Source organism: Corynebacterium callunae DSM 20147 (genome assembly GCF_000344785.1).
GTDB classification, from domain to species: domain Bacteria; phylum Actinomycetota; class Actinomycetes; order Mycobacteriales; family Mycobacteriaceae; genus Corynebacterium; species Corynebacterium callunae.
In genome coordinates this window covers 1572416-1587078 of the sequence record NC_020506.1, presented here as the reverse complement: position 1 = coordinate 1587078, position 14663 = coordinate 1572416, and the positions used below count along the sequence as shown (strand labels likewise).

General features: G+C 53.1%; 10 protein-coding genes and 1 pseudogene. 4 read left to right on the top strand and 7 right to left on the bottom strand.

The window, feature by feature from the left end:
- Positions 1–30: 30 nt before the first annotated feature.
- Both tal and tkt read right to left on the bottom strand, forming a co-directional pair.
- Positions 31–1113, bottom strand: a complete 1083-nt coding sequence (gene tal / locus H924_RS07525; protein WP_015651364.1) for a transaldolase — start codon at positions 1111–1113, stop codon at positions 31–33.
- A 189-nt stretch (positions 1114–1302) separates the two neighbouring features.
- A complete protein-coding gene (tkt, locus tag H924_RS07520) occupies positions 1303–3396 on the bottom strand; it encodes a transketolase (RefSeq protein ID WP_015651363.1) in 2094 nt (697 codons plus the stop codon).
- A gap of 700 nt (positions 3397–4096) precedes the next feature.
- Between tkt and H924_RS07515 the strand changes: the two genes are divergently transcribed.
- Positions 4097–5029 carry a heme o synthase gene (locus H924_RS07515; RefSeq protein ID WP_035107823.1) on the top strand — a complete coding sequence of 311 codons (933 nt, stop codon included), beginning with the start codon at positions 4097–4099 and terminating at the stop codon, positions 5027–5029.
- A gap of 66 nt (positions 5030–5095) precedes the next feature.
- On the opposite strand, the gene H924_RS07510 is transcribed toward H924_RS07515, so the two are convergent.
- The 5 genes from H924_RS07510 to mptB form a co-directional block, all read right to left on the bottom strand.
- Positions 5096–6064, bottom strand: coding sequence for a quinone oxidoreductase family protein (locus H924_RS07510; protein WP_015651361.1), 969 nt, complete (start codon positions 6062–6064; stop codon positions 5096–5098).
- Positions 6065–6174: 110 nt separating this feature from the next.
- Positions 6175–7146, bottom strand: coding sequence for a COX15/CtaA family protein (locus H924_RS07505; protein WP_029703389.1), 972 nt, complete (start codon positions 7144–7146; stop codon positions 6175–6177).
- A gap of 192 nt (positions 7147–7338) precedes the next feature.
- Positions 7339–8154, bottom strand: a complete 816-nt coding sequence (locus H924_RS07500; RefSeq protein WP_015651359.1) for an ABC transporter permease — start codon at positions 8152–8154, stop codon at positions 7339–7341.
- A 6-nt stretch (positions 8155–8160) separates the two neighbouring features.
- On the bottom strand, positions 8161–9180 hold the full coding sequence (locus H924_RS07495; protein ID WP_015651358.1) for an ABC transporter ATP-binding protein: 1020 nt from the start codon (positions 9178–9180) through the stop codon (positions 8161–8163).
- Between the two features lie 6 nt (positions 9181–9186).
- Positions 9187–10923, bottom strand: coding sequence for a polyprenol phosphomannose-dependent alpha 1,6 mannosyltransferase MptB (gene mptB, locus H924_RS07490; protein ID WP_015651357.1), 1737 nt, complete (start codon positions 10921–10923; stop codon positions 9187–9189).
- Positions 10924–11241: 318 nt separating this feature from the next.
- Here mptB and H924_RS07485 point away from each other — a divergent pair.
- The 3 genes and pseudogenes from H924_RS07485 (at position 11242) to sufD (ending at position 14573) form a co-directional block, all read left to right on the top strand.
- A pseudogene (locus tag H924_RS07485) lies at positions 11242–11947 on the top strand (helix-turn-helix transcriptional regulator).
- Positions 11944–13389 carry a Fe-S cluster assembly protein SufB gene (gene sufB / locus H924_RS07480; protein WP_015651355.1) on the top strand — a complete coding sequence of 482 codons (1446 nt, stop codon included), beginning with the start codon at positions 11944–11946 and terminating at the stop codon, positions 13387–13389. The pseudogene H924_RS07485 and the gene sufB overlap by 4 nt, the downstream one beginning before the upstream one ends.
- Positions 13390–13394: 5 nt before the next feature.
- Positions 13395–14573 (top strand): Fe-S cluster assembly protein SufD, encoded by a 1179-nt coding sequence (sufD, locus tag H924_RS07475; RefSeq protein ID WP_015651354.1) that lies wholly within the window; start codon positions 13395–13397, stop codon positions 14571–14573.
- Positions 14574–14663: the final 90 nt, after the last annotated feature.

Genomic DNA, 14663 nt, shown 5'->3' with positions numbered 1-14663 from the left:
AATGCAGCTTGCTGCTTGCTTTCCCTGATTCTACTTCAGGCGGGATTCCATGGACTCAAGGAGTTCGCTCCAAGATGCCACGAACTTTTCAACGCCTTCAGTCTCGAGGACGTCAAAGACATCAGCCAAATCGATACCAAGGTTGTTGAGCTTAACAAATACCTCTTCAGCTTCAGCGCCGGTGTTGGAGAGGGTATCGCCGTGTAGGTTACCCAATTCCAGAACTGCGTCGATGGTGCCTTCTGGCATGGTGTTGACGGTCTGTGGGCCAGCAAGCTCAGAAACGTAGAGGGTTGCTGGGTAAGCAGGGTTCTTAACGCCGGTGGACGCCCACAGTGGGCGCTGGGTGTTAGCGCCGACTGGCAACTCAGCAGCGTCGAAAAGCTCCTTATATACAGCGTATGCGCGCTGAGCGTTGGCAACGCCTGCCTTGCCACGGAGAGCAAGTGCTTCTTCGGTGCCGATTGCTTCGAGGCGCTTGTCGATCTCAACATCAACGCGGGACACGAAGAAGGAAGCGACAGAGTGGATCTTGGAAACATCGTGGCCATTGCCTGCAGCCTGCTTAATGCCCTCGACGTAAGCAGCGATGACCTCGCGGTAGCGTGCTACGGAGAAGATCAAGGTGACGTTAACGCTGATGCCCTCAGCCAATGCATCGGTGATTGCTGGCAGGGAACCTGGGGTAGCAGGAATCTTGATCATGACATTAGGTCGATCAACCTTTGCCCACAGCTCCTTGGCCTGAGCCAGGGTAGCATCACGATCAGCGGAGATACGAGGATCAACCTCGATGGAAACGCGTCCATCATAACCATTGCTGGACTCGTAGATGCCGGTGAAAAGGTCACAAGCATTGCGGACATCGTCGATGCTCATTGCGTAAACAGCCTGGTCAACAGAGGCGCCTGCGGCCTTGAGCTCAGCGATCTGAGCATCGTAGGAATCGCCCTTGGACATTGCGGCAGCGAAAATAGCTGGGTTGGTGGTTACACCAACGACAGACTTCTTATCAATTACTTCCTGCAGGTTTCCGGAGGTGATGCGTTCACGGGAAAGGTCATCGAGCCAGGTGGAGGTACCAAGTTGGGCAAGATCGTCAATATGTGACATGTGTATTAATTTTCCTCTAAGTTATTTTCCCACCGCGGCGACACCAAGCGTGCCGCCAAATAAAGCGTTGGGAGGGTAGGTTCTAACAGTCCTTTATACCCTTGACAAAACAAAGCCCGGGGCCAAAAATTCCGGAGAATTTCAAGCCCCGGGCCGAAGCGCTGTACAGCGGGTGTTTTTTAAAAAAGCTTAGGCACCGATAGAAGCCTTGGCAGCTTCAATAACTGCCTCGGTGGTGATGCCGAACTTTTCGTACAGGGTCTGGTAATCAGCAGAAGCACCGAAGTGCTCGAGGGAGACAGCGCGACCCTGGGTGCCGATGAGGCGGTACCACGGCATTGCGATTCCAGCTTCAACGGAAACGCGAGCGGTTACAGCTGCTGGAAGCACGGACTCGATGTAGTCTGCATCTTGCTCGAGGAACCAGTCCATACAAGGAACGGATACAACGCGAGCTGCAACGCCGTCGTTTTCCAGAGCCTGAGCTGCTTCAACTGCAAGCTGAACCTCGGAGCCGGAGCCCATGAGGATAACGTCTGGGGTTTCCTTGGAACCTTCAACCAGAGTGTAAGCACCGCGGCGGACGCCCTCGGCGGCCTTTTCCTTGGTGCCCTCAAGGACAGGAACGTTCTGGCGAGTCAAAGCAAGGCCCTTAGGACCTTCCTTGTGCTCCAGGGAAGCTGCCCAAGCCTGGGCAGTCTCATTAGCATCAGCTGGGCGCAGGACAGACAAACCTGGGATCGCGCGCAGTGCTGCCAAGGTTTCCACTGGCTGGTGGGTTGGGCCGTCTTCGCCCAGACCGATGGAATCGTGTGTCCAGACGTAGTAGGTGTCGATGCCCATGAGTGCTGCCAAACGAACTGCAGGACGCATGTAATCGGAGAAGATCAAGAAGGTTCCGCCATAAGGACGGGTGCCACCGTGTAGTGCGATGCCGTTCAGGATGGAGCCCATTGCGTGCTCACGGATACCGAAGTGCAGGTTGCGGCCATAAGGCTCGGCGGTCCAAGCGTCGGTGGAGATGGTCTCTGGACCGAAGGAAGGGGATCCCTTGATCACGGTGTTGTTGGAGCCTGCGAGGTCAGCGGAGCCACCCCAAAGCTCAGGCAAGGTCTTGCCCAGGGCCTGCAGTGCAGCCTCGGAAGCCTTACGGGTTGCAACACCCTTTGGATCTGCATCCCATACTGGTAGCTCAGCTGCGAAATCAGCAGGCAGCTCATGAGCGGTCAGACGGTCAAAGAGAGCCTTGTTCTCTGGGTTTGTAGCAGTCCACTTGTCAAACTTTTCCTGCCATACTGCCTTCTTCTCAGCAGCACGATCAGCAAGCTTGCGGGTGTGTGCGATAACTTCATCATCAATTGCGAAGTTAACCTCAGGGTCGAATCCGAGTTCCTGCTTGGTTGCTGCAACCTCTGCGGCACCCAGTGCAGCACCGTGTACGGAACCGGTGTTCATCATGGTTGGAGCAGGGAAGCCGATGATGGTGCGAACGCGGACGAAGGTAGGACGCTGGGTGTCCTTCTTTGCCTCTGCAACGGCAGCCTCAATAGCTGCTACGTCCTCGCCACCCTCGATTTCGATGGTCTGCCAGCCGTATGCCTTATAACGTGCGATGACGTCTTCGTTGAAGGCGATCTCGGTGTCATCTTCGATGGAGATGCGGTTGTCATCCCAGAAGACAATGAGGTTGCCCAGTTGCTGGGTGCCAGCAAGGGAGGAAGCCTCGGCGGTAACGCCTTCCTGCAGGTCTCCATCGGAAGCTACAACGTAGATGTAGTGATCGAATGGGGATTCGCCAGCTGCTGCGGTGGGGTCAAAAAGACCGCGCTCACGGCGGGAAGCCATGGCCATACCAACTGCAGAAGCAAGACCCTGGCCAAGTGGGCCAGTGGTAATTTCAACGCCCTTGGTGTGGCGGTATTCAGGGTGACCCGGGGTGAGGGAATCCCAGGTGCGAAGAGCCTTAAGATCGTCCATCTCGAGGCCAAATCCACCCAAGTAAAGCTGGATGTACTGGGTGAGGGAGCTGTGTCCACAGGAAAGAACAAAGCGGTCACGGCCAGCCCAGTTGGTGTCCTGCGGATCAACGTTCATCACACGCTGGTACAAGGTGTAGGCAAGGGGAGCCAAGCTCATTGCCGTGCCGGGGTGGCCAGATCCACAATTTTCTACCGCATCGGCAGCGAGGACACGGACGGTGTCTACTGCCTTGGTGTCCACGTCGGACCAATCGGAGGGGTAATTGCGTACAGTGAGCGCCTGAAGTTCAGGTGACAGCGTCAAGGTGGTCAATCCTTCCTGGGTTAAACCGGGATGAAGTTGGAGTTCATATACGTGGATCCGAGGTTCGGTCCGCGTCTAGTTATTCAGCCTACATTCATAACAAAGTGGTAGCTCCGAATATGTGACCCGGATCTACCGATAATGAATTGTGGGCTTTCAACACTTATAGCTTAGTGATGTCGCCCTCATTTTATAACTGAGTGTGTTCCTAACAGCTATAAGATATGACCAATTCAAGCATATGCAGGGCTTTTTCGGGTGTTTTTGGGAAATTTTTTGGGACTGCCAAGAATAATTTTCCCAATTTCATGGCCCGAATGTTTTTGCTCGCTCTTTTTGCTGGTCTTCCAGGTGGGAGTGTCCCGCGCAGCAGGTGGGGGAGAAAAGGTGAAATACCTCATCACGATTACTCAAACTAGAGCGTTTAAAGATAGCATGGCAAAGTCTGGTCAAAGTGGGAGATCTAAATAAATTTCACGCTGCGATCTGCATGCCACATGAGAGCAAAACGCTTTAAAAATGTTTTCTGGGAACTTTTCTCCACTCTCATCCGACAACTGAGCTATGCGCATCCTGACTTCCTAAGGCAGGTGTGGTGGCACAGTGCTTTATCCAAGGCATGTGAAAGCACCAAATATGGTTTAGGTGCGCTTCTTAAGTACATGATGATTTAAAAATGCAACGTTGTGGAGGAAAATCCTTGGAGACGATCAAGGCCTATATTGCGCTAACGAAGCCCAGGGTGATCGAACTCCTATTAGTCGCCACAATTCCCACCATGCTGCAAGCTGAGCGTGGGGAGAATAATATTGTTCTCATTTTGCTTACCGTTTTTGGTGGCTGGATGGGAGCTGCTGCTGCCAATACCTTTAATATGGTTGCCGATTCTGATATCGACCAGCAGATGGGACGTACCAGGGCTCGACCATTAGTGCGCCACACAGTAAGTAATCGGGATGCCTCAATCTTTGCTTGGGTGCTCACTATTGCAAGCTTCTTGTGGCTGTGGCTGCTGTGTCATTCGCTCACCGCGGCGATCTTCGTGATGATCACGATCTTCTTTTATATTTTTGTTTATACCAAGTGGCTTAAGCGTCGCACCCATATGAATATTGTGTGGGGTGGCGCCGCCGGCTGTATGCCAGTGCTCGTCGGTTGGGCAGTTATTGTTGATAGCTTCCCAGCTGGTGTGCCACAGCAGTGGTGGCAGGCGATTGTGCTCTTTATGGTGATCTTCTTCTGGACCCCACCTCATACTTGGGCGCTAGCAATGAAGTACCGCGAAGATTACAAAGCTGCAGGTGTGCCAATGTTGCCGGTGGTTCGTACACCAGTACAGGTCACCTCACAAATTGTGTGGTACTCCGTAGCCACCGTTTTGACCACATTCTTGCTGATCCCAGCCACCGGCTGGATTTACTCCGTGGTCGCGGTACTCTCCGGCGTGACCTTCCTCTTTATGGCCATCAAGCTGCACATTGGCATCAAGAATGGCGGCAAGGTTAAGCCACTCAAGCTCTTTATTCTCTCCAATAACTACTTGGCAGTGCTCTTCGTGGCATTGTCTGTGGATGCGGTGCTGGGTCTCCAGACCGTTGGCGAGATGCTCGGTTGGACCACTACTTTCTTCTAAAAAGAAAGTGCTTTTCGACGAAAAGATCCTGGCCCTCACTGTTTTCAGTGAGGGCCAGGATCTTTTTTAATCTTGTGGAATGCTTAACACAATTGAACCGCTAGTGGCCCGGGACTGCAGATCGCGATGCGCCGAGGGGGCGTCGACAAGCTCATAAGTACCCGTGACTCGCACCCTTAAGGTGCCCTCGACGATAGCCTGGGTAACTGCCTGCGCGCGCTTGGCAAATTCACCCTCTTCGGAGGTCCAGGCGCCAAGTGAGGGTCGCGTTAAGAAGATGGAACCGTGGGAATTGAGCAACTGTGGATCAAAGGGTTCAACGGGGCCGGAGGCTGCGCCGAAGAGACAAACTGTGCCGCGAGGGCGCACTGCCTCCAAAGACTCCATGAACGTTGCCTGGCCAACGCCGTCATAAACTACATCAACGCCATGACCGCCGTTGTGGCGACGCACCTGCTCAGCCAAATTATCGGAATAGCGGAAAACTTCGGTAGCACCAGCATCAAAGGCCAGTTCTGCCTTTTCGTCGGTGGACACCACGCTATAAACGCGCGCGCCCTGGGCCGCTGCCATTTGGGTGGCGAGCAAACCAACACCACCTGCACCGGCAGTAATAAGGCAGCTATCGCCCTCTTTGAGTTCATACACACCATGGGTGAGAAAATGGGCAGTCATACCCTGCATCAGCATTGAAGCGGCGATTTCTGGGCTCACACCCTCCGGGACGGCAACTAGTCGGTCACGGGGCACACAGACCTGCTGGGCATAGGAACCCATCGCGTCACACCACGCCACCTTGGTGCCCTCAGCAATAAGACCTTGGGGATCATGGAGCACACGGCCCGTGCCTTCAAATCCAGGGATAAGAGGCAACCGAGAATGGTAGATGCCTTCGCGATAATAGGTGTCAATATAGTTAACACCTGCCATAGTTACGCTGACGAGCACTTGATCAGCGGTTGGTTGTGGAGCTTCAACTTCAGTGAGTTCCAGGACTTCGGGTCCACCGGTGCGTGAGACAGTAATTGCTTTCATAAAGCCCAGATTAACCCGACTCCTCGCCAGAGTTGGAAAAATATCCAAAATGCCCCCGGTACAGAAGTAAATTCTGCGCCGGGGGCTGGAAGACTAAGGAAGTCTGAAGTTTATGCAGCACTAAGTGCTTGGTGCTTGAGATCACCTGCGGGTGAACCGGTTACCTGGGCTTGTCCGCCCAAGCGGGGACGGCCCTGCGCCCACAAAAGGGAAGTGAAGGCCACGACCACGGCAGACATCGCAATGTGGAAAGGAATGCTCCAACGCGGCACACCCAGGCGATATTGCATAATGCCGATGCCTGCTTGGATCAGAATAAAGATAATCAGCGCGAAGCCCAGCTTTTGGGTCTTTGCTGCCGCTTTAGCCCGATAAAGGCCAAAGACCACAATGAGGGTAAAGAAGAGGTAGACGTACATGTTGTAACCATGCACATGTGCCATCCAATCAATATCTACGTTGAGACGACCTTGCATACCCACGCCATCATCTCCGGAGTGCACACCAGCGCCAGTGGTCATGGTGCCGGTGATAAGGACAACTGCCATAGCAATAGTTGCAATAACCGCAACTACGCGAATCCAACCTGGGAAAGCAACAGTCGCGGTGCCATCATCTGGTTCACCGATGCGGGTATAAAGCACTGCGGCCAAAAAGACCAAGATCATAGACGGCAGGAAGTGCAGCGCAACGGCATACCAGTGCAGATCAACCAAAACAGTGATACCACCAATTACCGCCTGAGCGATGATGCCCAAACCTTGGATGAAAGAGTGGATCACGATCTCTTTGCGCCTCTTAGCAGCCAAAACTGAGAGGAACACTGCAAGGGCAGCAGCTACCAGCACAAAGGTGAGCATGCGGTTGCCAAATTCCACGGCCTGGTGAATCCAGGGTGCTGCACCTGCAACTGGAACCAGGGAGCCCTCGTGGCACAGTGGCCAGGTATCGCAACCAAGGCCAGAGCCGGTAACACGCACAATGGAACCGGTGACAGTAATGCCACCCTGGAAAATCAGCAGCAAAAGTGCGAGCAAGCGCTGCAGCTTCATGGTGGGAGCCCATTTGGCAAACGGACCCATCTTTAATGACTGATCAGATGGCACAATCGAAGTAGACACAGCGACAACCTTATCCCTTCATAGGACAATATTGGGAATTGGAAAAGCCCCAGTGGCAGTGGGATTAACCACTAAGAAACTGGGGAACTTTTGGGGGATTTTTCCGACAACCTGCCTGCCTCTTGCGGAGACCGGTCAGGAAAGGTTCGGGAATTACTTGGCGGTAAAGCTAAAGAGCTTATTGGCAGCAAAGGAGGTACCAAGCAGCCACAACAGTAAAATTCCTAATTGCATCCATGGCAGGTGACCATTAAAGGCCTCTACCATCCCATGACCCAGTGCGATGGAAGGAATGATGGAGAGGATTCCACCAGCATCAACCTCGGGGGAAAAGACAGCCCATGCGGCAAGTCCGGTCAAGGTAATCCAAATGAGATTGGCAAGTGCAAGCACTAATTCTGAAGATAAGGTGCCACCCATTAAGAGGCCCATGGCGGTAAAGGTAGCAACACCCACAAAGAGAGTGAAAAGACCAAAGATCACACCGCCCAGTGGAGCACTCCAACCCAAGAGCAGTGCGGTGGTGCCCAAGATGATGACTTGAACCACCGTTACTGCCACCACGGCGATGACCTTGCCAAAGATAATCGTCCAGGCTGGAACTCCACTGGCGCCAGTTCTTTTAAGAGCGCCATATCGACGGTCAAAAGCAAGGCTGATGGCTTGACCCGTGAACCCGGAACTCATTGAAGCCACAGCCAATACAAAGGGGAAGGTCTTGTCCAGGGAATGTTCGCCGGGTACTAGATCAAATTTTGCTAGAGCAATCAATCCAATAAAAGGAATGATGATATTTAGCAGTTGTTGTTCACCGTGGCGCAGGAAAAGAAGGGACTCCACCTTACCTTGGGCAGCGAGCATACGAGCTGGAGTAGCGCGCTGCGGAGCCGGCGCAAAGGTTCCAGGAGCATAACTCTGTTGTACCGGGGCCGAGTTGGCGGTATGGGTAGCTGCAGGCTTTTTAGACATGGGGGATTAACTCCTTAGTTCTTTGCCAGTAATTTCCAGGAAGACATCTTCCAAAGAACGGTGTCCGGTATTGAGTGCATTGATCAACACACCTTGTTCTGCAATGGCCAGCGTGACTTGCGCAATTGAGACCGGGGTTGGATCAATTTTGATGGAATAAGACAGTGGCCTGCTGGCGCGTACCTGCACATTCTCAATGCCTGCAGTCCGTAGTTTTTCCAGGAGCGCGTTTAGATCAAGGGGAGTAGTTGTCTCCAGGGAGATATTTCCCCCTCTTTCCTTATTTTGGCTGGTTAGTTCCGCTGGAGTGCCACTGGCAACAATCTGACCTTTATCAATAATGATTACTTGATCAGCCAAGGCCTCCGCCTCATCCATCAGGTGGGTGGTCAAGATAACAGTGACGCCATCCCTTTTGAGGTTGCTGACCAGTTCCCACACCATATTGCGTGATTGGGCATCCATGCCGGCGGTGGGTTCATCGAGGAAAACCACCTCAGGCCGGCCAATCAGTGCAAGTGCGAGAGATAGGCGTTGTTGTTGTCCGCCAGAGAGCCTGCGGTAGGTGGTGTTGCGCTGCTCGCGTAACCCCACCAGGTCCAGTAGCCATTCTGGGTCATGCGGATTGGCGTTATAGGAGGCGCTAAGTTTTAGCATTTCCAGCACCCTAATTCCGCTATAGGAACCGCCACCTTGCAGCATGATGCCGATGCGGCGACGGACCTGGTCTGGATGGGTGGTGGGATTTATGCCCAGCACCTCAATTTCACCAGCGGTGGGTGCGGTAAAACCCTCGCACATTTCAATGGTGGTGGTCTTGCCTGCACCATTTGGCCCAAGTAATGCGAGCACTGAACCACGTTCGACGCTAAAAGATAAACCATTCACGGCAGTAGTTGGCCCATAACGTTTGATGACGTTTTTTAGGACAATCGCCGGATCACGGGGCGGTATCGTTGCTTGAGCTGCAGAGCTGCCTTGTAGCACCTCAAGTGGGGTATTTTCCGCGGAAAACTCAGAAGTCACAAATGATCAGTGTAGACCTAAGGTTGTAGTTCTTTTCAACCTCCACCATCCAACTGTGAGCAAGGCTGCAAAACCCAGGGCTGCACCAAAATAAATATTAAAAACAGTCATGGGAGGTAGCGCGAGGCCGCGTGGCAGCACAAAGAAGCTGAAGGCCGTGGAATAGGCAATAACACCAATTTGGAAGAGCAGGCGGTTTGCCCAGGGAGCTAGGGGAACAATCGCCCACAGCATGTACCAGGGGTGCACCACCGGGAAGAGAATAACTAGCACAAAGGTGGATACTCCCAGACCGCCGATAGCATGAATTCGTCCACGATAAGTTGCTAAAAGCATGCGCACCATAAAGGCACCTGCCACCAAGATTCCAGCCGCGCGTGTCACTGAAAGCATTGCTGCGGTGTGATCGCCTAGCCCTAAATTCATGGCCAAAAATCCAAAGATAACGCCAATGTTTGTGGTGATAGACATCCAACTGCGAATGGTGGCAGCACCACCTTGACCGGTAATCCAACCGAGCCCAATTCCGCTAAGGGCACTGATAACGGCCACCGTGAAGACAAGTGTGAAGACTTGAATGAGAATGGCTAAGCCTAGCGAAGAGTAATTCTTAAACCCGCGGGCATGAAATTCTCGCGCCACAGCCATGCCTACGAAGCCCAAACAAATAAAGCCTGTTACCTTGACTAGTCCCGCACAGCTAATAAGCATCCCGCTGGCGAGCAGGTAAACTGCGGCAGGCTTCCACCAGCCTGTGCGGATCCGATCGGCGCCGCGCAAGCCAAGCTCGAGTCCAACCAGCATAAAGCCCAGTAGTACGGATTCATTATGAATTCCGCCAATCAAGTGCAGGATCAGCAGCGGATTGAGGATGCCGAGCCAAAACGCCACCTCCGCCGACACTCGGCAGCGTCGCGCCAGCATCGTCACAGCCCAACCCGCGGCCAGCACACCCAGCAGCGCCACGATGCGGTGTGCAAAAACTCCACCCACAATGCTGTCATTAGTAATAGTGCTTATCGACGACGCGATGCCGAGCGCCACCGGACCGTAGGGCGAGGGTGACTGGGCCCAAATAAAGGGCACGGAACGTGCCAGGTGATTATCGGGACCCAAAAGCTCCAAAGGTCCACCGGAATAAGGGTCCATGCCATGGGAAACAATAGAGCCCTGAGCCAGGTAAGAATAAATATCTTGAGTAAAAAGTGGGGCAGTGAGCATTAAAGGTGCTACCCAAGCGGCAAAGGTGCGGCGCAACATGGACAGAGTTAAAGCGGGCCTATTGTCTGCCGAGGCTTTAAAAAAATCACCCAATAAAGGCGCCATCATCACCCAGGCCAGTACCAATAATCCCACGCCGATGAGCACCACCATGGACGATGACTGCAACATCCGGGCCATGAGATTGCCGCCAGGGAAGGTGGCATAAGGATTATTTACTACCGGCAGGGCGCCTGCGCCCAAGGCTCCAAAGGCAATCATTAAGGTGCCAATTGTTCCTATATATCTAAGGAAGGCAAAGCGGCGCAGCTCCGCGGCGCTGAGCGCGCGGTGAGTGCTGGGGTTCGCATCGTTCGCGACGTCGAAAAGCGTTTCAATATGCAGGCTAGCGGAGCGCGAACCAGCACTTCCGATGCGTGGAAATGCTTGGGCAATGCTGCGCAAAGGACGGGGGAGCCGGGAAAATCGAGGTTGATTTCCTTTGTGCTCGGTGTCATTTATTATCTGCTCGTCCTTAGTCACGCGCCATATTCTACGCAATGGGAGAGGGTGCCTCGGTTTCGCATGGCGGTGAGAGCTATTTCACAAAATTTATTAAGTTTTGTGGAGGTTTGAGCTTGGCTGTGAATCTAATTCCATACGCAGGCTAAATAAGGGAACCTTAACTTAATTCCGAGTTAATTAAAGCTTTATTTATAACCTTGTGGTGGGTGCTATTTCCGCAGGTTGAAGGGCAGAGATTGGACAAGGGAATAGAATTAGGGAACACTTGTGTTGTCTAAAGATGTAAGTGGAACACCATAAGCAATCTCAAGAAATGAAAGCAGGAGGTGACACCCAGTGGAAAGAGTTTTAAATGATCGAGATGTACATGCCGTTGATGGCGATACACGTCGGAAAATTTTGCTCATCCTGCTGGAACGCGCCCCTGTTACTGCTTCCGAGATTGCGGATGAGCTTCAGCTTTCAACAGTAGGAGTGCGCAGACACTTAGACAATCTGGTTGAGGAGGAGCTGGCGGAAGCGGCAGCGCCTCGTCAAAATCCTTATGAGCCTAAGACCCGTGGCAGGCCGGCAAAATCCTATCGGCTTACCGATAAAGGTCGCTCAATTTTTGGCCATGAATATGACCTTCTTGCAGTAGCAGCCCTCCACACCCTTCGTGATGTGGGCGGGGATATGGCTGTAAGGAAATTTGCCCAAAAGCGGATCGCGACGATCGTGGAAGGGGTAACACCTGGACACGAGAGTGATCAATCAATTGAGGACACAGCCAAATCCTTAGTTGAGGCTTTTAGTCGGCATGGTTATGCAGCAACAGTCGAAACTGTCGGAAATGGTTTGCAAATCTGTCAGCATCACTGCCCAATTTCAAGCGTGGCTTCGGAATTTCCCGAGTTATGTGAGGCAGAGCATCAGGCGGTTTCTGAACTTCTCGGACAGCACACACAGCCATTAGCCACTATCGCTGATGGCCACGGCATCTGCACAACAAATATCCCATTGACACCCATCAAACACTCCTGATGAAAGGAGCGGATCATGACTTCGGCAACTACGAACCCAGGGGTTACTGAGCCCTTGACCGATGACCAAATTATTGAGTCCATTGGTCCCTACAACTACGGTTGGCACGACTCTGATGCTGCGGGCGCTTCTGCCCAGCGTGGCCTCAGCGAACATGTTGTACGCGACATCTCTGCCAAGAAGAGCGAGCCAGAATGGATGCTCCAGCAGCGTCTAAAGGCACTGAGCATCTTTGAAAAGAAGCCAGTACCGACCTGGGGCGCAGACCTTTCCGGCATCGACTTTGACAACATCAAGTACTTTGTCCGTTCCACCGAGAAGCAGGCTCAGAGCTGGGAAGACCTTCCAGACGACATCAAGAATACCTATGACAAACTAGGTATTCCTGAGGCTGAGAAGCAGCGTCTCGTTGCTGGTGTGGCAGCTCAGTATGAATCTGAGGTTGTTTACCACCAGATCCGCGAAGACCTGGAAGAAAAGGGCGTTATCTTCCTTGACACCGACTCCGCGCTGAAGGAACACCCGGAAATCTTCCAGGAATACTTCGGCACCGTTATCCCTGCTGGCGATAACAAGTTCTCTGCACTTAACGCAGCAGTATGGTCCGGTGGCTCTTTCATCTACGTGCCAAAGGGTGTTCACGTTGACATCCCACTGCAGGCATACTTCCGCATCAACACCGAGAACATGGGTCAGTTCGAACGCACCCTGATCATCGTTGATGAAGATGCTTATGTGCATTATGTCGAGGGTTGTACCGCTCCTATTTATAAGTCTGACTCCCTGCACTCCGCAGTAGTTGAGATCATTGTGAAGAAGGGTGGACGTTGCCGATACACCACCATTCAGAACTGGTCCAACAACGTTTACAACCTGGTGACTAAGCGCACCAAGGTTGAAGAGGGTGGCACCATGGAATGGGTCGATGGCAACATCGGTTCCAAGGTCACCATGAAGTACCCAGCTGTGTGGATGACCGGTCCTCACGCTAAGGGCGAAGTTCTTTCCGTTGCTTTCGCAGGCGAGGGACAGTTCCAGGACACCGGCGCCAAGATGACTCACATGGCTCCTTATACTTCCTCCAACATTGTCTCCAAGTCTGTCGCTCGTGGCGGCGGACGTGCAGCCTACCGTGGTTTGGTGCAGATCAACGCAAATGCACACCACTCCACCTCAAACGTTGAGTGCGATGCGCTATTGGTTGACGACATCTCTCGTTCCGATACCTACCCATACAACGACATCCGCAATGATCACGTTTCCCTTGGTCACGAGGCAACCGTGTCCCAGGTTTCTGAGGAGCAGCTGTTCTACCTCATGAGCCGTGGACTTGCCCAAGAAGAAGCTATGGCCATGATCGTCCGTGGCTTCGTTGAGCCAATCGCGAAGGAACTCCCAATGGAGTACGCCCTCGAGCTCAACCGACTGATCGAATTGCAGATGGAAGGATCGGTGGGCTAAGCCCAATGTCTGAAGTAGCAACTGTTAAGGCCGCAACCCCGCACAACACCAAGGGAGATCTCTTTACTTCCTTTAACGTGGAAGATTTTGAGATCCCTCGCGGACGCGATGAAGTATGGCGTTTTATCTCTCTACGTCGTCTGCGTGGACTCCACAATGGCGAATTTGCACCAGCAACCGCCGCTGATGTCTCTGTAGATATTCCTGCAGACGCAGAAGCAGTAACTCACGAGCGTGTTTCCCGCGATGACGAGCGCCTCGGCCGCGCTGGTGCACCAGTAGATCGTGTGGCCGCTCAAGCTTGGACTTCTATGGAGGAGGGTGACGTTGTCACCTTCGCCAAGAACTCCCACAACCCTTCACCAGTGACCATCACCGTCACTGGTAAGGGCGAGGGTGTTACCTCCTTCGGGGCTATCTCCATTGAGGTACAAGACAACGCCGACGCCATCGTCGCATTGCAATATGTTGGCTCTGGTACACACGCTGACAATGTCGAGTTCATCGTGGGTGACAATGCTCGCCTCACCGTGATCACCGATACGCACTGGAACAATGACGCAGTTCACCTGAGCAACCAGCTTGCAAAGATCGGCCGCGACGCTGTTTTGCGCCACACTGTGGCAACCTTCGGTGGCGAAGTAGTCCGCATCGTTCCTCGTGTTCGTTTCACCGCTCCTGGTGGCGACGCTGAGATGCTCGGTGTGTACTTCGCAGATGACGGACAGTACTTTGAGCAGCGCCTGCTGGTAGATCACGCAGTTCCAAATTGCCGCTCCAACGTCCTTTATAAGGGTGCGCTGCAGGGTGATAAGACCTCTGATAAGCCAGATGCTCGCACCTGTTGGGTGGGCGATGTGCTCATCCGCTCCAATGCACATGGCACCGATACCTACGAAGCTAACCGCTCCTTGGTTCTTACCGAAGGCGCTCGCGCCGATGCAATTCCAAACCTGGAAATTGAAACCGGTCAGATCGTTGGCGCAGGACACGCTGCAACCGTGGGTCGCTTTGATGACGAGCACGTTTTCTACCTACAAGCACGTGGCATCCCTGCTGAGGAAGCACGTCGCCTAATTGTTCGTGGCTTCTTCAACGAGGTCATCAACAAGGTTCCTGTTGCTTCCATCCGTGAAGAATTGGAAAACCGCGTTACCTCGGAACTCGCAGTTCTCGGAATGTAGTCCGCGGGGCAGTCGCCACGATGTGAGCAGCTGCCCTGGCACATTCACTTCATAAAAGTACAAGTCCGCTTAAAACCTGAAAGATTGTCA